18 protein-coding genes are annotated in these 19,551 nt (G+C 49.4%); 7 read left to right on the top strand and 11 right to left on the bottom strand.

Annotated features, from left to right (window positions below; all coding sequences use genetic code 11):
- Positions 1 to 82: 82 nt before the first annotated feature.
- The 8 genes from VP504_RS16795 to VP504_RS16760 all read right to left on the bottom strand — a co-directional run bounded on the left by VP504_RS16795 (position 83) and on the right by VP504_RS16760 (position 8,445).
- Positions 83 to 1,087, bottom strand: a complete 1,005-nt coding sequence (locus VP504_RS16795; protein ID WP_325892171.1) for a formate dehydrogenase subunit gamma — start codon at positions 1,085 to 1,087, stop codon at positions 83 to 85.
- 53 nt (positions 1,088 to 1,140) lie between these two features.
- Positions 1,141 to 1,746, bottom strand: a complete 606-nt coding sequence (gene fdh3B, locus VP504_RS16790; RefSeq protein ID WP_062704985.1) for a formate dehydrogenase FDH3 subunit beta — start codon at positions 1,744 to 1,746, stop codon at positions 1,141 to 1,143.
- 15 nt (positions 1,747 to 1,761) lie between these two features.
- Positions 1,762 to 4,617, bottom strand: coding sequence for a formate dehydrogenase subunit alpha (locus VP504_RS16785; RefSeq protein ID WP_325894073.1), 2,856 nt, complete (start codon positions 4,615 to 4,617; stop codon positions 1,762 to 1,764).
- Between the two features lie 21 nt (positions 4,618 to 4,638).
- Positions 4,639 to 4,848 (bottom strand): twin-arginine translocation signal domain-containing protein, encoded by a 210-nt coding sequence (locus VP504_RS16780; protein ID WP_062704981.1) that lies wholly within the window; start codon positions 4,846 to 4,848, stop codon positions 4,639 to 4,641.
- A gap of 56 nt (positions 4,849 to 4,904) precedes the next feature.
- Positions 4,905 to 5,516 carry a TorD/DmsD family molecular chaperone gene (locus VP504_RS16775; RefSeq protein WP_325892170.1) on the bottom strand — a complete coding sequence of 204 codons (612 nt, stop codon included), beginning with the start codon at positions 5,514 to 5,516 and terminating at the stop codon, positions 4,905 to 4,907.
- A 9-nt stretch (positions 5,517 to 5,525) separates the two neighbouring features.
- Positions 5,526 to 7,241 (bottom strand): 4Fe-4S binding protein, encoded by a 1,716-nt coding sequence (locus VP504_RS16770; protein ID WP_442788885.1) that lies wholly within the window; start codon positions 7,239 to 7,241, stop codon positions 5,526 to 5,528.
- 180 nt (positions 7,242 to 7,421) lie between these two features.
- On the bottom strand, positions 7,422 to 8,003 hold the full coding sequence (locus VP504_RS16765; RefSeq protein ID WP_325892169.1) for a DUF3306 domain-containing protein: 582 nt from the start codon (positions 8,001 to 8,003) through the stop codon (positions 7,422 to 7,424).
- Positions 7,993 to 8,445 carry a DUF3305 domain-containing protein gene (locus tag VP504_RS16760; protein WP_325892167.1) on the bottom strand — a complete coding sequence of 151 codons (453 nt, stop codon included), beginning with the start codon at positions 8,443 to 8,445 and terminating at the stop codon, positions 7,993 to 7,995. The genes VP504_RS16765 and VP504_RS16760 overlap by 11 nt, the downstream gene beginning before the upstream one ends.
- Before the next feature lie 198 nt (positions 8,446 to 8,643).
- Between VP504_RS16760 and VP504_RS16755 the strand changes: the two genes are divergently transcribed.
- The gene (locus VP504_RS16755; protein WP_325892166.1) at positions 8,644 to 9,474 is read left to right on the top strand and encodes a formate dehydrogenase accessory sulfurtransferase FdhD; all 831 of its coding nucleotides are present in this window, start codon (positions 8,644 to 8,646) and stop codon (positions 9,472 to 9,474) included.
- Positions 9,467 to 10,366 (top strand): helix-turn-helix transcriptional regulator, encoded by a 900-nt coding sequence (locus VP504_RS16750; RefSeq protein ID WP_325892165.1) that lies wholly within the window; start codon positions 9,467 to 9,469, stop codon positions 10,364 to 10,366. The genes VP504_RS16755 and VP504_RS16750 overlap by 8 nt, the downstream gene beginning before the upstream one ends.
- 9 nt (positions 10,367 to 10,375) lie before the next feature.
- Here VP504_RS16750 and VP504_RS16745 read toward each other — a convergent pair whose 3' ends face one another.
- Positions 10,376 to 12,412 carry a sensor histidine kinase gene (locus VP504_RS16745; protein WP_325892164.1) on the bottom strand — a complete coding sequence of 679 codons (2,037 nt, stop codon included), beginning with the start codon at positions 12,410 to 12,412 and terminating at the stop codon, positions 10,376 to 10,378.
- Between the two features lie 18 nt (positions 12,413 to 12,430).
- Positions 12,431 to 13,810: a sigma-54-dependent transcriptional regulator gene (locus VP504_RS16740; RefSeq protein WP_325892162.1), complete on the bottom strand. Its 1,380-nt coding sequence runs from the start codon at positions 13,808 to 13,810 to the stop codon at positions 12,431 to 12,433.
- A gap of 423 nt (positions 13,811 to 14,233) precedes the next feature.
- On the opposite strand from VP504_RS16740, the gene VP504_RS16735 reads away from it, so the two are divergent.
- The 5 genes from VP504_RS16735 to VP504_RS16715 are packed head-to-tail and all read left to right on the top strand — an operon-like array spanning position 14,234 to position 18,785.
- Positions 14,234 to 15,043 (top strand): substrate-binding domain-containing protein, encoded by an 810-nt coding sequence (locus tag VP504_RS16735; protein ID WP_325892161.1) that lies wholly within the window; start codon positions 14,234 to 14,236, stop codon positions 15,041 to 15,043.
- Positions 15,043 to 15,744, top strand: a complete 702-nt coding sequence (locus VP504_RS16730) for an ABC transporter permease (RefSeq protein WP_325892160.1) — start codon at positions 15,043 to 15,045, stop codon at positions 15,742 to 15,744. The genes VP504_RS16735 and VP504_RS16730 overlap by 1 nt, the downstream gene beginning before the upstream one ends.
- Positions 15,745 to 15,752: 8 nt before the next feature.
- Positions 15,753 to 16,454, top strand: a complete 702-nt coding sequence (locus VP504_RS16725) for an energy-coupling factor ABC transporter ATP-binding protein (RefSeq protein WP_325892159.1) — start codon at positions 15,753 to 15,755, stop codon at positions 16,452 to 16,454.
- Positions 16,438 to 17,022: a molybdenum cofactor guanylyltransferase MobA gene (gene mobA / locus VP504_RS16720; RefSeq protein WP_325892158.1), complete on the top strand. Its 585-nt coding sequence runs from the start codon at positions 16,438 to 16,440 to the stop codon at positions 17,020 to 17,022. Before VP504_RS16725 ends, mobA begins: the two co-directional genes overlap by 17 nt.
- The gene (locus VP504_RS16715; protein ID WP_325892157.1) at positions 17,019 to 18,785 is read left to right on the top strand and encodes a bifunctional molybdopterin-guanine dinucleotide biosynthesis adaptor protein MobB/molybdopterin molybdotransferase MoeA; all 1,767 of its coding nucleotides are present in this window, start codon (positions 17,019 to 17,021) and stop codon (positions 18,783 to 18,785) included. The genes mobA and VP504_RS16715 overlap by 4 nt, the downstream gene beginning before the upstream one ends.
- Before the next feature lie 73 nt (positions 18,786 to 18,858).
- Here the strand turns inward: VP504_RS16715 and VP504_RS16710 are convergent, their stop codons facing one another.
- The gene (locus tag VP504_RS16710; protein ID WP_325892155.1) at positions 18,859 to 19,437 is read right to left on the bottom strand and encodes a thymidine kinase; all 579 of its coding nucleotides are present in this window, start codon (positions 19,435 to 19,437) and stop codon (positions 18,859 to 18,861) included.
- Positions 19,438 to 19,551: the final 114 nt, after the last annotated feature.

Raw genomic sequence — 19,551 nt, 5'->3', positions numbered from 1 at the left:
ATTAAAATATTTTTAAATTACCCCGTGAGATGAGCACAAAAAAGCCGGACAGAAATCCAGCTTTTCCATTATTAACAGACCATTACGTTTCTTGACTAATTTGGTTATCTGGTGAAGCTTTTGGTTTATGGCTTCCTTCCTGCACCTCTTCGAGCCAAAGCTTGTGGTGTTGTTTCGCCCAACTCTCATCTACATAGCCTGTTGCCATGCCTTCAAGCGCGCCTTCAGTACCCACCGTACCAATGTAGATGTGCCCTAACGCCGCTGCGAACAGGCCCAAAGAAGCAATACCATGGAGCAGGTTTGCTATCTGCATGTCTTCACGGGTTTGACCAAAGAGTGGGAAATCCATCACCAGACCAGTAATACAGACCACCACACCAACTGTTGCTAGCAGCCAGAACCAGATCTTCTCGCCACCATTACAAAAACCTGCATCCGGGTGTTTACCGTTTGGCAAAATACCACCGCCCTGCTTGAACCATTCAATGTCGACTTTGTTGATGAGATTGTTCTTCATCCACTTCACCAACATACACAACAGTCCGAGCACAAACAGCGGACCCAGATAGTTATGCGACACTTTAGCAGCATAGATGATGCTGCCCCAAACTGCTTCAGGCGCCACAGGTTTAATAAAGTGCTTGCCATATAGCAAGAGTACGCCACTGAAACCCAAGATCAGAAAGTTGATGGCGGTAAACCAGTGCATGGCGCGCTCAAAAGGCGTCCAGCGCATGACCTTTTTGCCAGTCCGCTTATGCGATAACTCTATGCGTCCTGCCCAAAGGTAAAACAACAGCAAACTACCTAAGGACACAGCGAGAAAAATTAGCCCGAGTGGACTGATCCACTCATTACGAATTTCCCGCCAGCGTTGACCGTCAACATTAATAAGTTGCCCAGCCTCTGCTCCCGTCGCAACCGTATAACCGGATTCCCCACCTCGCACTTCTCTCCAGAATTCAGGGCCAGCCAGTTGCACCATTTCTTTCTGGGGATCCGCCTTGGCACCGTCTTCTGCAAGACTGATTGGAGACCAAAAGGTTGCTATCACCATTAGCATGGCGAGCAATGTTCTAAACATATCTCTCCTCCTGATACTGTGGGACACAACAAGTCCCACAGGTTCCATGCTAATCAGCTTTTTGTCGCATCGTAGGCAAGGTCATCGCCCTTGGTCCAGCCTGCTCCTTTTGCGCCACGCTCTACAACGCGTTGACGGAATACTGCTGAGATTTTCTCTGCATCCCCCGCCAACAGTGCTTTGGTAGAACACATTTCAGCACACAAAGGCAACTTACCTTCGGCAATACGGTTTGCACCATATAGCTCTCGCTCTTTTGCCGAACCGTCCGGCTCTGGACCGCCTGCACAGAAGGTACATTTATCCATCTTGCCACGCTCCCCAAATGCCGCCGTTTTCGGGAACTGAGGAGCCCCAAACGGACAAGCAAACAGGCAGTATCCGCAGCCAATGCAGGTCTCCTTGTTGTGTAAGACAATGCCATCTTCTGTTTTGTAGAAACAGTCAGCTGGACACACTGCCATACAAGGTGCATCGGCACAGTGCATACAGGCAACAGAAACTGAGTTTTCGCCCGCCTCGCCATCGTTCAAGGTAACGACACGACGACGCTGCGTTCCCCAGGTCACCACTTCAGAGTTAGCGTTGCTACACGCAGTGACACAGCCATTGCAATCAATGCAGCGTTTGGTGTCACATAAGAATTTCATATCAGCCATAACTATGCGCTCCCATTACGCTGGTAAGATCTTACAAAGGGTCACTTTACTTTCCTGCATCAAGGTCACTGGGTCATAACCATAAGTCGTTGCAGTATTTGCCGCTTCACCAATTACATAAGGGTCAGCACCCTCTGGATATTTTGACCTGAGATCCTCGCCTTCAAATACTCCCCCAAAATGGAACGGCATAAAGGCCAGCCCTTTGTAGACACGAGGTGTAATCATGGCTTTCACTTTCACTCGCCCTTTGTCCGCCCCCTCGACCCAAACATCCTGTCCATCCACAATGCCTAGGTCATTGGCATCAGCAATATTGATTTCCACGAACATTTCTTGCTGCAATTTCGCAAGCCAAGGGTTTGATCGGGTTTCTTCACCCCCGCCCTCATACTCAACTAAGCGACCAGATGTGAGAATGATGGGGTAGTCTTTTACTGCATCAATATCCTGAATGGACTTGTACAAAGTAGGAAGACGGTAGATGTCTGCCTTGTCATCCCAAGTCGCATATTTAGGCAACAGGTCACGGCGCGGTGTATACAGCGGTTCACGGTGCAGCGGCACCTTATCTGGGAAGGTCCAGACAATTGCACGGGCTTTGGCGTTACCAAATGGGATACACCCGTGATTGATGGCGACACGCTGAATACCGCCAGACAAGTCTGTTTTCCAGTTTTTGCCTTCAGCAGCGGCCTTTTCTTCTGCAGTCAGATCATCCCACCAGCCGAGTTGCTTAAGCATCTTGTCAGTGAATTCAGGGTAACCGTCTTCCAGCTCACAACCCTTTGAATAGCTGTCAACCGCCAGCAAATTTTCACCTTCATACTCCACGCCAAAGCGTGCTCGGAAGTTACCGCCGCCGCGGGCGACTTCTTTCGACGTGTCATAGAGAATGTGCGTACCCGGATGTTTCATTTCCGGTGATCCCCAACAAGGCCATGGCAAACCATAAGTCTCACCATTAACCGGGCCACCTTCCGCTTCAAGTGACGTCTTATTGAAGGTATGCCAATTCTGCTGGTGCGTTTTCAAGCGCTCTGGGCTCTGGCCCGTATATCCGATCGTCCACATACCGCGGTTGAACTCGCGGGTGATATCTTCAACCAAAGGCTCGTCACCGTTCACTTTTATGTTCTTAAACAGTTGGTCTGAGAAGCCCAGTTTTTTGGAGAGTAAATACATGATGTTGTGATCAGGCTTAGAGTCAAACAGAGGCTCAACCACCTTGTCACGCCATTGCAGTGAACGGTTAGAAGCCGTCACCGAACCATACGTCTCAAACTGTGTTGTTGTTGGCAGCAGATAAACACCGTCTTTACGATTGTTCATTACCGCAGCAACAGTTGGATAAGGGTCAACAATGACCATCATGTCCAATTGCTCCATCGCCTTTTGCATCTCTGGACCACGGGTCTGCGAGTTCACCGCATGCCCCCAATAAAACATGGCGCGGATATTGGCTTTCTGGGCAATTTTGTCCGGGTCCTCCAGCACGCCATCAATCCAGCGTGAAACTGGAATACCGCTGCTGTTCATTGGTTTAGAGCCATTGTATTCCGTTTGATCAAAACGTCCCTGAACCCAGTCATATTCCAGATCCCAGACTTTCGACCAATGCTTCCAGGCACCGTTAGACAAGCCGTAGTAACCCGGTAAGGTGTGGGATAAAACGCCAAGATCGGTGGCACCCTGCACGTTGTCGTGACCACGGAAAATATTCGCACCACCGCCTGATTTACCGATATTCCCCAGAGCAAGCTCCAGCACACAGTAAGCGCGGGTGTTATTATTACCTGTGGTGTGCTGCGTGCCACCCATACACCAAACCACACAGCCTGGGCGGTTTTCGGCAAGGATTTTCGCCGCCTGATACATGTCGTCACGTCCAACACCGGACACACGCTCTACTTCTTCAGGGTTCCATTTCGCGACTTCTTCACGGATTTCATCCATGCCGAAAACCCGCTGGTAAATGAACTCTTTGTCTTCCCAGTTGTTATCAAAGATGTGCCATAGCAGGCCCCAGATAAACGCAATATCGGTTCCCGGGCGGAGGGATACAAAGTGGTCGCCTTTCGCGGCAGTGCGGGTGCGACGTGGATCAGCCACAATAATCTTACAGCCGTTTTTCTCTTTCGCGATAAGGATATGCTGCATTGCAACAGGGTGCGCTTCGGCAGGGTTAGAGCCGACGAAAAGGATCGACTTACAATTATGCATGTCGTTAAAGGAGTTCGTCATCGCACCGTAGCCCCAAGTATTTGCCACACCCGCTACCGTGGTGGAGTGACAAATACGCGCCTGATGGTCAACATTATTGGTTCCCCAAAGCGATGCCATTTTACGGAACATGTATGCCTGTTCGTTGCTATGTTTAGCCGAACCTAGAAAATACACAGAATCCGGACCGTCCTGCTTGCGGATTTCCATACACTTGTCGCCAATTTCATTAATGGCGGTGTCCCAGCTAATTTTCTGCCACTTGCCATCCACCAGCTTCATTGGGTATTTGAGGCGACGTTCACCATGGCCATGTTCACGCAGTGCAGCCCCTTTGGCACAGTGACCACCGGCATTGAATGGGTGGTCAAACGCAGCCTCTTGGCCTGTCCAGACACCATCCTGTACTTCTGCATACACGCCACAACCCACTGAACAGTGAGAACAAATCGTGCGTTTTTGTTCAACTGGTTTGTTAGGATCAGCGTCTTTCGCTGCGGCTTTTTTCATCATGCCCGGCGCAAACATCCCTGCCGCTGCAATACCACCTGCGGTAGCCAACGTAGAGTTACGCATAAAGGTACGACGGGAAACACCCAGTTGCTTTTCGTCCTTGCTGACGGTGTCAGACCGTTTCGTCAGTTTCATCATCTCACTCCATCAGCCAGGTTAGAGGGAATCGTAGTAATCGCGAACATGTTGCGTTTCACGATAGCCCGAGGTGTTTTCCTGTTCCGGCTTAGCCACTGTCACTTCCGCTTGAGCCGCTCCACTAACCACTGTGGTGGCCGCTCCAGCTGCTGCGGCAACACCTAATCCCTTAAGGAACTGGCGGCGCGCTTCATTTGGCTTGCCCGTCTCTTTTTGGTTTTCTGACATCACATTGCTCCTTGTACTTTTTATCAGCGCTTCAGTCCGCTTTCTGCCAGGCGGAATTACCAAGGACGCTGGGTAAAACTTATTTTTTCTATCGTTAAGAACTGTTTCGCGAGTGCAGCAACAGAGGAGTAAAATACTGCTGCATTCGCACGAATCACGTCGTCACACAATCGCTCAAACCATGGCGCAATATGACGGTTGAAAAAAGCCTTTTGGCTTTCTGTATCCTCTTCATCCACCAGCATCGCCATCACTTCCAGCAATGCGGCGATATGATCTTCCGGCTCTTTGGTTTCTTCCTGACGCTCAAACCCCAATCGGCGTAAGTCCTGACGAAGGTGTGCCAGCGGCAGCTCCATCAAAGATCCGGTGAGATACCAGGAACCGAATGGCACCACCTCTCCACGCCCGACACCGATAAACAACTGTTGATACTCATCGGCCGCCTGCATAGGTTTGGTTTTACTTGCGGACAGCTTGAGAACAGACCAGGCCGCAGCCATGCCAGTATCTTCGTCGCCTTCCACTTCCAGTGTCGCCAGCCAGTTCAGCACATCCTGATCAGGTGCCTGTCTGAATAGGTGCGCCAGAAGGTGATAGATGTTGAGGCGAATTTCGTTTTCTTCACGGGTGACATCTTCCACGTTGATGATTTCCTGCATTGCCATTCGTCCCTCCTAAACCTTCATCTGTTTCTCTGGGTTGCTGATCATTGTTTCAGCGACAATGTCGCGAACCCGGCAGTCTTCGCACATCGAGAGACGTTTGATGGCGTCACCTTCAAAGTGACTGTGGTTTTGCAGTTTTTCTATCAGCATGTTCACCATGGAAACCGGCGCAAATGGCTTACCGCAACTGGTGCACTTCGCCGCTTCCTCTTCATATAGGGTTTCTCTTTGTTGACGCGTTTCGGTGTCCCAGTTGTAGCGGGGTTCAAGCGTGATGACAGATTCAGGGCAGCTTGTTTCACACAGCCCACATTGCACACAGTCCTGCTCACGGAATGTCATTCCCGGATGGGAGCCTATCGCTAGGAGTGCATCAGTCGGACACACGGCCACACACCCCATACAAAGGGTACACTCGTCAGTTTTCACGTTGACGCGACCATATGGCGCATTTTGAGGAACCAATGATGCGGTGAGAGTTTGAGCCGATTGCGCAGATAGTAAGTCCAATGCTTGGCACAGTTTTTCACGCTTGGTACCCGTCAGTTTTTCCGGATGTGTCATCAGCGCGTTGCTGTATTGGGTCAGCGAGGAAAAAGTGTCCAGTGCTTTTAAGGCAATGCGATCCCGCTCAATGTTGAGGTCGCTGAGGAATGAAGAAGCAACCAATAGTTCCTGTTCCAGCACGTGGCGTGTTTTGGCGTGCAGATTTGGGGCCATCGCTAAAATTACCTGTGAAGCACCGTAAACCAATGCATTCAACCAAGTGTCTAAACCCACTGAGGCCAACTCCTCCAATCGCACTGGAATCGTATTGTTAGGCAGCGACGACATAGCTGCGACCAAGGTATCTTCATCCGCTTCCGCGTAAAAAAGAATCGCTGGCACTTCGCCCCCCTGCTGGCGGTAGCGTTGAATCAGGTCAAACACAAAGTGCTGGGTATTTTCCGGATCTGGCAATGCATAGCTGATGGCTTCTGTCGGACACGCGGTCGCGCACGATCCCATACCTTGGCAAAGGTAAGGATTGATGGTGATAGTCTGCTCGATAGAACTTAACGCGTCTGCCGGACAGGTATCGATGCAACGGGTGCAGCCCTCCAATCCACGAGAAACATGGGCGCAGCGCTCATTGTCTAAACGGAAGAATTTCGGTTTGTCGAACGTCCCAACGGTTTCTATCACCACTTCCGAGGCATCGGCAGCCGTTACCAAGCCGCGCCCAACAGCGTGATAACCCAAAGGTGGCAGTTGCGCTGCGTGAATACCTTTTTCAGTGAGGTCAACAATAAGGTCAAAATACTCACGCCCGAAAGCAATTTGCGCCAGATTCTGCAGAGCGCCATTGCGGGTTAGCGTCACTAGGAAAGACCCGAGAAAGCCATCAATCTTAACGTCACTGCTAAAGAACAATGTCATTCCTTCAGCAGGGTTTGAAAGCGTGGCCCCCGCTTCATTGCACAGCAGCACAATACGGTCACGTATATCATCTGCGATTGATTGACTGAATGAAGAAAGTGAAGAGGCGTTTCCCACGACGAGCGCAAGCCCACGGCTTTCAAAACTCACCGTGGGCGGGATTAAGTTTCCTAACGTGACTGTGCTTCTAAGCGCATGCAGCCTAGCCAATCCATTGGTATCTGTTTGATTTTCAAGATACTGATTGAGTGTTGTTATGTTATTTTCCGTCGACATATGCTCAATTGCTGTAGTTTGTGTAGCCATAGATACCTGCGTTCCTAGCCGGCAAACGGCGTTACTCTGTTTCATGCGATAGTTCTTCAAGGCTGGCATCACGCCGTTTAGCTTTACTGAACAGAGGCTTAGCTACGTCTTCAAGTAAGACTCTTCTGGTGCAGCAAGTAACGAACCAGAATTGAAGGAAGAAAAATGACCTAAACGGAGTCAGGATCCGTCCGAATTCTTATCCACACTTTCATTTGGGACATTTTGTCCCAGCGGATAGGACAAATTGTCCCCTGATTCTTCATGGGTACTTTTTGTCTCACTTTCTTTAAGCGAGTTGAGACTCTCTTCATTAACCGTTTGATCAGCCGAGGTTTCTGGCAGATTTTCCTGTTCATCCTGAGTGGCCTCTTCAAGCTTTTCCTTGGTCCATTTTCTGAGAGAAGCAGCAACGTCAGCCGCGAGGTTTGGCGTATTCGAATAATCAAGGTCGTATTCATTCATGCCATCCAACACATTGTAAGCCTCACTATGAAATAACTTTCTCAGGGCGGCTTTTTTCACTTCTGACGCGACGCCTTTCGCCAAGAATACCGAGGCTGAATCACCCGCCTTTAGTTGCTCTACGTCTTCCATAGAAGGGGCTTCGTCTTCCAACGAATCGTCTTGAAGGGATAGCTCGTCTCCCTCCATTTCAGGTGTTTCTGGAGCAAGGTTTTCTTCTGTTAATTCATCAGTGTTTTCACTTTGTGTCTCTTGCTTGCGCTTTGACCAACGATTTAGAAAAGACTCAGTTGCCACTTGCCCTCCCCGCGCCTCTGCGCTTTTTCTTACGTACTTCGAGAAGCTCGCCGTGGCGACCAATGAAAGCCTCCATCCATGCCTGTACCGCAAGTGGCATCGAAATGGACAGCACCAGATCGTCACCATCCATAAAGCTTGCTGCGTGAGTTTGAGAGGCTGTCACCTGAAGCGGTTTGAGAGCCTCATCGTCTTCGACTTCAAAAATGAAAAAGAGGTGTGGGTCGCGGGAGCTGAGATTAAATCGATAGTCTGTTCGTTCGTCTTTAAACAGCTCCAAAGGAAGGGAAATCTGGGTGTCTGAACACTCTTCTTCAGTATGAGGCAGGTTTAGGTTCACAATAGACCAACGCCTGGTTTTCCAGCGGCCCACATCGACTTCCATTGCTTCAAGGTCAAATTGCATTAGCCAATATTGAGGGTCTTTTATCGTTTTCGTCACACAACACTCCTTGTGGATCCAGGCTTCAAAATCACTATCGGTGGTTCCGAGAAGTCTGGTTTTCTAACCCCATAAAGCAAAACACATACCATAGCCCCGATGACCCTGCGTGATTGGAACGGGAATTGCTACCTTTACTGATGCCCCAATGACATTCAGTTTTTGTGTCTCTAACACACCCAAAAGGAAGCCGGGTAAATGACCCAACCAAAAATTATCCAAACCCAGACCGACATCCCTCAAACGATTGATGTCACTGTGTTCGACGAATACGGCGAGCAAATGACCAAGCAGATTGCCTGTGAACGCGCCCTGACGGTTTATCTGAATTGGAAGGAGATCGTGACCCTGATGACATTGGGTGCCCGCCCAGATATGCTGGTATTGGGCTACCTCAAAAACCAAGAATTGATTAATGATGCTGACGCGCTAGATTCAGTGATCATAGACTGGGAAACCCAATCTGCTGCTGTGGTCACGGCAGAGCAAAATGAAGATATTGACGAGACGCTTTCCAAGAAAACCGTCACGTCGGGATGCGGTCAGGGCACCATGTTTGGCAACGTGATGAAAAAGCTCGAAGACCTGAAACTACCAGAACACCGCATTACCCAGTCTTCCCTGTATGGCCTGCTGGAAGCGCTCACTCATCACAATGACACTTATAAAGCAGCAGGTGCAGTGCATGGTTGTGCGGTGTGCAAAGGCACGGAAATTCTCTCTTTCGTTGAGGATATTGGTCGCCACAATGCCGTGGATACCTTGTCTGGCGAAATGTGGTTGAAAGGCGAAACTGGCGAAGACAAAATTTTCTACACCACAGGTCGCCTGACTTCAGAGATGGTGATTAAGGTGGCGCAAATGGGTATACCCGTGCTGCTATCACGCTCGGGCGTGACCCAGATGGGTTATGACCTTGCCCAACAGCTTGGTATAACCATGATTGCCCGCGCCAAAGGCCACCGTTTTCAAGTGTTCAATGGCGCCAAGAACATCGAATTCGATGTGAAAGGTGAATCCAATGAGTGATTTCCCGGAGTTCATGAATGCCCGACAGGTAGCAGAATACCTCGATCTGAATGAAAAGAAGGTCTACAGCCTGGCCAATGACGGCGTGCTTCCGGCCACCAAGGTCACGGGCAAATGGCTGTTTCCCAGAAGCTTACTTGACCGTTGGTTACTGGAGTCCAGCCACAACGGTGTATTCAGCGACAGACTTCTGATTGCAGGTTCTGACGACCCTTTGCTGCAACATATTGTGAGCAAAATGGCGAACGCATTGGGCAGTACAGCGTTGGTGGGCTACACCGCCACAGGCACCAAACAGGGTTTGTCGATGCTGGAGAAAGGTCATGTCGATATCTGCGCGATTCACTGGGGAAATGCCGAAGAGGCCAAGCTCCGTCACCCTGCACTTGTCCAACAATATGCAGGACACAAAAACTGGGTGTTGCTCCATGCTTTTGAGCGCCAACAAGGTTTGATTATTCGCCCTGAACTGGCTGAGGAATTGAACGACCCGCATCATTTCACTGGTAAGGAATGGCGATGGGCTGGCCGTCAGGACGGCGCAGGCAGCGCAAGAGCGATGGAAGAATGGCTATTCAGAAACGGGATCACCACTGACATGCTCAATACGGTCACGGTTTGTCTGAATGAACGGGAATTGGGCTCTGCGATTGCCCGAGGAACAGCAGACATTGGGTTTGGAAGCCAAAGTGCCGCGGGAGAATTTGGCCTCGCTTTTCATCCCATTGCCAATGAGGCCTTTGAACTGGTCATCCCGAAAAACATCTATTTCCGCTCCTTGGTTCAACAGCTGATGCAACATCTGGATGACGAGGAAATCGTCAATCAGAGCGAGCAGTTCGGCGGTTACAACCTTCAACATGCAGGCAAGCAAATGTGGGCAGCTGGCTAAACGCCAGCCTTATTCCATTACCTGCAGCGAAGTAATTTCATCATCGGTCTGAATCTTCTCACGCAGATAAAGCGTGAAAGTGGTGCCCTCGCCAAGTTCGGATTCCACTTTAATCTCTCCACCCAACCCACTGACGATGCCATGAGTTACCGCAAGCCCTAGCCCAGTGCCCGATCGGCGCGTAGTGAAGAACGGATCGAAAATCTTGGTAAGGTTTTCGTTCGCAATACCGCAGCCGAAGTCCTGCACAGAAATAGTCGCCCCCATCGGTTTGCCGTTTTCATCCAACCAATCAGAAGAACGCACCACCAACTTTCCTCTGTCATTCATGGCATGGACACCATTCATCTGTAGGTTAACCAGTACCTGTAAAAGCTGATGACGATTAATCTCCACACAACATTTGGCGTTGAGCTCTGTCACTACTTCTACATCGGATTTTTTTGTCCCGGAGCGAACTAGCGTAACACTTTCTTCAATCACCGGATTAACGTGCTGCCAAGTGATCTCATCCTGTACCCCACCCTGACGGCTGTACTGCAGCAGGCTTCGGGTAATATTACGGATACGATCAATCTGCTCCAAGACCGCACTCATTTCTTCTGATACCAGCGTGGCGTCTTTACCCAGTTCATATTCCATCAGTTCAATGTTGCCAAGAATTACTGCGGTTGGGTTATTGATTTCATGAGCAATCCCTGCAGTCAGTTCCCCTAACGCAGCAAGCTTTTCATTCAACAGCAGCTTGCTGCGGGTTTGCTCCAGTAAGAAAATATTCCGGCGAAGCTCTTCGGTAGTTTCGTGAAGGCTTGCAGTACGCTCTTTGACTTTGTCTTCAAGCTCCAATGCATTCTGCCGGATGTCCTCATTTTGCTGCTTAAGTTGGTCGAGCATAGTATCGAACTGCCGAGCGAGTATTGCGAGTTCATGTTGTGGGTCCAAACCCAACTTACCAATACGCGCATCCTGATCGAACCGGACTAAACGCACGACACGGTGAATGCGCTCAATGGGCCTAAACAGGTCTTTCGCGCCGCGGTAAACCAAAAGCCCCGTCACAAATAAAGTCGCAAGAATGCCAAAGCTGAGTTCTACGAGATTAGTGAGATAACGGGAGATCAGCGGCCATTCAAGATAACCCGTGTAAAGCATGCCTATCACCCGATTATTAAAGTCTCTGATTGGCTTGTATGCTGAGATATACCAAGCATCGTAAACATAAGCTCGGTTCACCCACACATCACCGTTTTCGAGCACCGACTTTCGCACTTCGTCCGAAACCCGGGTACCAATAGCACGACCAAACTTGTTCTCAGAGTCGAGCGGCACATTGGTACTGACGCGGATATCATCCATAAACAGCGTCACTGTCCCAACACTAGCATCAGGTAGTGTACCGTCGGGAAAAACCAGATCGCGGATCCTATCCACTAACTCGGTACTGTTGTTCAGCAGAATGCCGCCATCGATGATCCACTCAAGCTCTCCTTCTTCGTTAAATAATGGTAAGAGGCTTCGGCTGATTAACCCACGCGACTCTATCACCTGTTCATTCAGTAAGGGGATTTCTGCACGCGCTGAGAGCTCGGAGGTAATGGATTCAAGTTCAATATCAGACATGACTTGAAAAAAGGTTCGCTCACGGCCTTCAAGTAAAGGCCTGCGTAGAGTGTGAGGGAGTCGATCTATCTCAGAAGCTGGGTAGACTGCCAGAAAGTCCACATCATATTTCGCCGCTCTAGATTGGGCCCAGGAGAAGATGTGTTCCGGCTCGCGTTCAATCTGTATCTGAAAGTCGTAGGAACCTGCAATGGCGTTCAAATGCAATCGCTGTTCCCGCTGCAAGACTTCCATACTATTACTGGCAACCGCAAGGTCTGCATTCACGCCCGCTAACGCGCTTTTCCAGGAGTACGCCAAGGTCCAATACATGGTGAGCGCAATCAGTGCAAGCAAAGTAATAATGATAGGAACAGATGTCAGCACCAAGAGGCGGTAGCGCACCATAGTACGAAAACGCTGTCGCCATTTATTGAGACGATTCATCCTTAATGCTCCACCATGTTAATCGTCATTCCACTCTTTAAATTTACGCTCTAGGGTTTTTCGTGCCACACCAAGTTGTCGCGCAGCCGCAGATTTATTTCCTTCGTGAGCATCGACGACTTTTTCGATGTGCGCGCGTTCTACGTCTTTTAATTGCCATTCTTGCGGATAACCATCCTCACAGGCAGTCACAACTTGGGATTCTCCTCCGGAGGTGGCTTTTAGCAATTCTCCGTCACTCCAGTGTTGGGGATCTGGCTTGCCCAGCAGTACCGCCCTTTCAACGGTATTTTTAAGCTCACGAATGTTGCCCGGCCACTCATAGCCTTGCATTGCGGTTAATTCTTCCGCTGACCACACCACAGGTTTCAATCCCATTTCCCGCGAAAGTGATTCGGAGAAATGATTGAGCAACAAACCAATATCTTCAGTGCGTTCTCTAAGCGGAGGTAATTCAACGGAAAGTACATTCAGGCGGTAGTAGAGATCTTTGCGGAATCGACCTGCGTTCACTTCTTCCTGTAAGTTTCGGTTAGTCGCCGCAACGATACGTACATCCACCTGCACTTCCCGCTCTGCGCCGACGGGGCGAATAGTCTTTTGTTCAAGAGTCCGAAGCAGTGAAGCCTGCATCGGCAGTGGCATTTCACCAATTTCATCAAGGAAAAGTGTACCTTTGTCAGCCACACGGAAAAGGCCATCTTTGCTCTTGCGTGCGCCGGTAAAGGCACCGGAAACATGACCGAATAGCTCACTTTCCAAAAGCTCCGGCGCTATAGCACCGCAGTTTAAAGGAACAAATGGGCCACTGCGTCCGCTCAATGAGTGCAAAGCACGAGCCACTAACTCTTTACCAGTTCCTGACTCCCCTTCAATCAACACTGCAGCGGGCGAAGGAGCAAGGCGGGAGACCATTTCACGCATAGCGAGGGTTTTGGGTGCTTCGCCAATAATGTCGACAGGGAAAGAGCGGGCGACATCACGTTGCAGGGCGACATTACGCCTTTCCATCATGCGTTTATCGAGGCAGCGCTGCACAGATTGCAGCATTTGTTCAAGGTTGAAGGGTTTGAGAATGAAGTCTGATGCTCCTGCACGCAGTGCTTTAATAGCCGTTTCCATTTCGGCATAACCTGTCATGAAAATGATGTCGCTGCGTCTTTCATCATCGGTGAAGGCTTCATGCCAATCAATACCTGACCGCCCGGGAAGATTAATATCAACGATCAGTAAATCGAAATAGTTACGTTGCCGCAGCGCTTCAGCTTCTTCCAACGAAGATGCTGTTTCCACCTGAGTGAGCTTCTTTGACAGCGCTTTATTCAAGATTGCGCGCATGCCAGGTTCGTCATCAACGACCAGCGCGGAGAAACCGAATTGCTGTAATGCGTCCTTCATTCAGTCTAAAGCCTTCATGTTTTAGGGTCTGTTGACCTTTGGTGGTTGAATTTTGTTCTAGCCATAAGCGTTTTAGACGCGGCGAGGTGTGTGCCGCCTAGTCATTCTAAGCAAATACACCTCAACAAAGCATAAAACCCCCACAAACTGCTACAAAAACCATCACCAAAGTTCAACAGACCCTAGAGAGTTTCATCATACATAGGACATTTTGACTCAGTCCAACAAAGCCTTAAATGGATTATGTATATAAAGTCGGTCATCAGATCGAAAAATTGTGACAAACCTATTTAATTTTCAATAATTTATACGCTTAAGTGCCTAAGGGAAATTTTTGGCATTTTTGTTGCTTTGTCCAATATACCTAAGCAGGTTAAGCGAAACCTACATAACAAAAAAGCAATCAAATGTCAGGAAGACAGAATGAAATTCAATAAAAACCATAAACTTTTTGCGCTTATTACATTATTAACCTTTTCCGTAACGGCAAATGCCGCGGAGCTTATTAGGCTGGCAACCACGACCAGTACCTACCACTCAGGTTTGTTAGATTATCTTTTGCCCGAATTCAAGAAAGACACCGGGTATGAAGTACAGATCCTTGCAGCAGGCACAGGTAAAGCACTCAAAATGGGTGAAAATGGAGACGTAGATTTGGTGATGACACATGCGCCAAATGCAGAAGCCAGGTTCGTGGGAAATGGCTTTGGGGTACTTCCAAGAGGCCTGATGTACAACGACTTTGTTCTAGTGGGGCCGAAAACTGATCCTGCCAATGTGAAAGAGAACAATGATGTTGCGGAAGCGCTGAAAAAAGTGGCAGCAGCCAATGCAGACTTCATTTCACGCGGTGACGACTCAGGCACCAACAAAAAGGAATTACTCCTTTGGGAAGCAGCTGGCCAACGACCAGAGTTTGGCGCCTACAAAGCTGTTGGTCAGGGTATGGGGCCAACTCTAACTATGGCAAACGAAATGCAAGGTTACACGCTGACTGACAGAGGTACTTGGTTGGCGTATCAGAGTAAATTGGATTTGGAAGTGTTGGTGGAAGGCGACAAGCGTCTGTTCAACCCTTACCAAGTGATTTTGATTAACCCAGGTCGCTACCCAGACATGAACTATGAAGGTGCAAAAGTCTTCAGTGATTGGCTTATCAACCCAAAAGCACAAGCGATGATCAACGATTTTAAAGTGAATGGTCAGCAACTGTTTGTGGCGGACGCGGGCTGATGGATATGCTGGAAACAACCCGACAGGCCGCTGCCTTGCTGTTTAGCGGCGATACAACACTATGGGGCATTGTCGGAGTATCGTTTTCAGTGTCACTGTTTGCAATTGGGTTGGTGATTTTGCCAGCTCTTTTGATCAGCTTTGCTCTCGCTTATTGGGATATCCCCGGCAAATGGATAGTATTGTCACTGGTTAACACCCTCCAATCCGTCCCCACCGTCGTCATCGGACTATTGCTTTACATGTTGCTTTCCCGGGCCGGCCCCATGGGCGACTGGAAAATGCTATTCACTCAAAAGGCGATGATCCTGGGACAGATTTTGATCGCCATGCCGATCTTGATTGCCTTGATGCATGCAGCCTTTCAGAACAGCGACCGTCGTGCCTGGGAAACAGCCTATACACTGGGCGCTTCGATCCCCCGCGCCATGCTGACACTGATGTGGGAAATCCGATTCCCATTGTTAGCAGCGATCATCACTGCTTTCAGCCGCATCATCACAGAAGTCGGCTGCTCCATGATGGTTGGCGGCAATATTTTGAATTATACGCGAAACATCCCAACCGCCATTGCGTTGGAAACGTCTAAAGGGGCATTCGCCCAAGGCGTTGCGTTGGGCATGGTTTTATTGATCCTCGCGCTCACGATGAACTTCTTCATTAGTTATGCGCGTGGCAACGGTCACCTGAGAACGAGTTAGGGGCAAGGATGAGTCAGATAATTTTGGAAGCCTGCGACTTGTCGGTGAAATATAAGCATCGACTTCTGTTTCACATTCCATCGCTGAAAATCACTCCCGGCGATGCTATCTACCTCACCGGGCAAAATGGCATCGGGAAAACCTCCCTGCTCAAAGTGCTGGCAGGTATCCAAAAACCCACCAGCGGCGGCCTGAATCTCAGGAGTCCTTCTTTGATGCAACGTTTGGCAGGGTTTGCCGGACAAAGTGGTGTCATCTACATGCATCAGGCCGCTTACCTTTTTGACGGGACAGTGGCAGATAACGTCGCTTACGGCCTGAAAGGTAAGCATTTCTGTCAAAGAACCTGTCGCCAGCTTACAATGCAAGCCTTACGAATGATTGGGCTTGAAAGCCTCAGCCGAGAGCATATCTCTGTGCTTTCCGGCGGAGAAAAACAAAAAGTCGCTATGGCTCGTGCTTGGGCACTGAACCCTTCTATTCTTTTGATGGATGAGTCATGTGCCAACCTTGACCCTGATGCTATCGAAGCGCAGAAGGTCATGGTCGAAGATCTGCTAGATCGTGGCTCAAGCTTAGTGATCACCAGCCATCATTCAAATTCGCTAACCGCTTGCTGCAATCAGCACTGGTTGATCGAGAACCAGAGATTGATTCATAAGCCAAAACTCAACTTAATCAACGAGGATAACCATGCAGCCGCTTCCTGAAACCACGTGGGTCATTCTTGCCGGCGGACAAGCCCGCCGCATGGGCGGAAAAGACAAGGGCCTTGTAAGCCTGAATAACAAACCCCTCATCGATTATGTTCATGACCGCCTCAGCGAACAAGGTGCGAATGTTGCCGTCAACGCTAACCGTAATCAGGAAACCTACGCAAAATATGGGCAGGTTTTCAGTGATGTCTTTGAAGGCTTTCCTGGGCCCTTAGGCGGTATTCATGCCGCGATGGCGCAATTGGACAGTGAATGGTATGGTTTTGTCCCGTGCGACTGCCCTAACCTGCCCCATAACCTGCTGGAAAAGATGTACCAATCTATTTCTGATGATACCGAGATTGTTGTCGCCCATGACGGGGAGTCGGTGCAGCCTGTCGTGACCATGTATAAGAGCAGTGTATTTGAGCGACTGGAAAATTTTCTCAATAACGGTGACCGTAAAATCGTTTTGCTTTACGACATTTGCAAGACAGCATTCGTTGACTTCAGTGATGAACATGATGCGTTCATCAACCTGAACACACCCGACGAGCTGGAAAAATTCGGGGCACTTTCATGAGTCTCTCCAACTGTTCCTTACCTGTACTTGGGTTTGCGGCCTTCAGTGGTACAGGTAAAACCACCCTGCTTGAAAAACTCATTCCGCAGTTGGTGGAATCAGGTGTGCGAATTGCGATGGTGAAGCATGCACACCACGAGTTTGACGTCGATAAGCCGGGTAAAGACAGTTATCGCCTCAGAAAAGCAGGCGCATCCCAAATGCTAATCAGCTCGCGTTATCGCAATGCTTTGATGACAGAAACACCGGAAGAAGAATATTCCCTCAACCAACTTCTCGGCCGCCTTGACCAAAACCTCGCCGACCTTGTTCTGGTTGAAGGCTTTAAGCACGAGAACTTCCCGAAAATCGAACTTCGCCGCGACGAACTCGCAAAGCAATGGCTATACAAAGAAGACAAGAACATTATTGCCATTGCCTGCGACAGTAACCCTGATTCGGATTTACCAGCACTCGACATCAATGATGTACCGGCAATTTGCGGCTTCATTCTGCTCTGGATGGAAGGTCACAAAGCACAAACGGCCACCTGTGATTCCCTCTCCCCCACGATGCTTTCCGTAGATGCCGGAAGGGATAAGATTCTAGCAGCCATTAACGAGCCGGGGACTATCGAAGTTCATCCGCTCGAGTCTCTACCTGGGCGGGTTCTGTCGGAAGATGTTATCGCTCCTGTCAATGTCCCTTCCAGCACCAACTCAGCCATGGACGGTTTCGCGATTCGTAGTGATGATTTAGAGCGCGACAGCTATCAAATCTTAGGCGAAATTTATGCAGGTCATGGTCTTGGCATACCACTGCAAAAAGGCGAGTGTGTCCGCATCATGACAGGCGCGCCTGTTCCCACAGGCGCTGACACTGTCGTGATGCGTGAACAAGCGACGATGGAAGGCGATCTGGTGATATTCGATACCCGAAAAGGTGCCATTCGTCCCGGGCAAAATGTGCGTCAGGCAGGGGAAGACCTTAAAAAAGGTACGGCAGTGTTTAATGCAGGCACCCGCCTAAATGCCGCATCAGTAGGTATGATGGCATCACTGGGTTTCGTTGAAGCCAAGTGCTATAAGCCTCTCACCGTTGCTCTGTTTTCAACCGGTGATGAAGTGCAGGCACCCGGAACTCCTGCCAAAGAAAGCTGCATCTATGATGCTAATCGTTTTACGGTTCGCAGTATGTTGGGAAACCTCGGTTGCCAGATTCTTGATTTGGGCATTATCGAAGACAGTGAGGAAGCACTGACAAACACACTGACCACGGCAATGGAAAAAGCCGATTTGGTGATTTCTTCTGGTGGAGTATCAGTCGGTGATGTGGACTATATCAAGAACGTACTGGATGCCTTGGGTGACATTAACTTCTGGCGTGTAAATATGCGTCCTGGTAGACCTCTCGCCTTTGGTAAGTTAGGTAACACACCTTTCTTTGGCTTACCTGGTAATCCGGTAGCCGTTATGGTGACCTTCCTTCAGTTTGTAGAACCGGCCATTCGTAAAATGCAGGGGGATATTCACTGGCAGCCCCAATGTTTCTCTGCATTAACCCAAGAGAAAATTCGGTCCCGACTTGGCCGCACAGAGTATACCCGCGGTGTTTATTCCATCAGCGCCAATGGCCAGATTGAAGTGCGTTCAACAGGTTCTCAAGGCTCAGGCATTTTACGTTCGATGCATGAAGCGAATTGCCTGATTGAGGTGTCGCCGGAAGTAGAAAGCGCAGAAGTGGGTGATCGCGTTAATATTATTCCTCTCGCCTCAAGGCTCTAACTCACCCCCTAAACAAAAATGCCGCTGAATTCAGCGGCATTTTTTATTCAACTCTGGTTTGTAGACGTCCAGATTACTTACCCAGCGCCTCTTTATAGTGCACCCGGCACACCGACACATATCTGTCGTTGCCACCGATGACCACTTGATCACCATCTGCAATGGCATTGCCTTCTGCGTCAGTGCGGATCACCATATTCGCTTTACGGCCACAATGACAAATGGTCTTTAACTCAACCAACTTGTCTGCCCATGCCAACAGGTATTTCGCCCCTTCAAACAGCTCACCACGGAAGTCGGTACGCAGGCCATAACAAAGCACAGGAATACGCAATTTATCTACTACTTCCGTGATTTGATATACCTGCTTTTCGGTCAGGAACTGACACTCATCAATCAGCAGGCAATCGACCTTGTTATTGGCGTTAATATCGCAAACCGTCGCGTAGATATCGTCTTTCGGCGTGTAGAGTTGCGCTTCCGCCTGAAGACCAATTCGAGAGCTGACTTTACCCACACCGTAACGGTCATCGATTGCAGCCGTAAAAATCAGCGGGTTCATACCGCGTTCCTGATAGTTGAACGAGGACTGCAAAAGCGTGGTGGATTTACCAGCGTTCATCGCAGAGTAATAGAAGTACAGCTGGGCCATGGAGTTCTCCCGAAATTAAGACTGACGAATGCTACCGAAAAATAGGGAATGGTAAAAGCGGCGTAAAGCGCGTTACAGGAAAAAAGCCCCCGAAATTGGAGGCCCAGAGAAGAG

Source organism: Grimontia sp. NTOU-MAR1 (genome assembly GCF_035758505.1).
GTDB classification, from domain to species: Bacteria; Pseudomonadota; Gammaproteobacteria; order Enterobacterales; family Vibrionaceae; genus Enterovibrio; species Enterovibrio marinus.
Note: the sequence above shows the minus strand (reverse complement) of the source record. Positions and strands in the feature narration are given on the sequence as shown.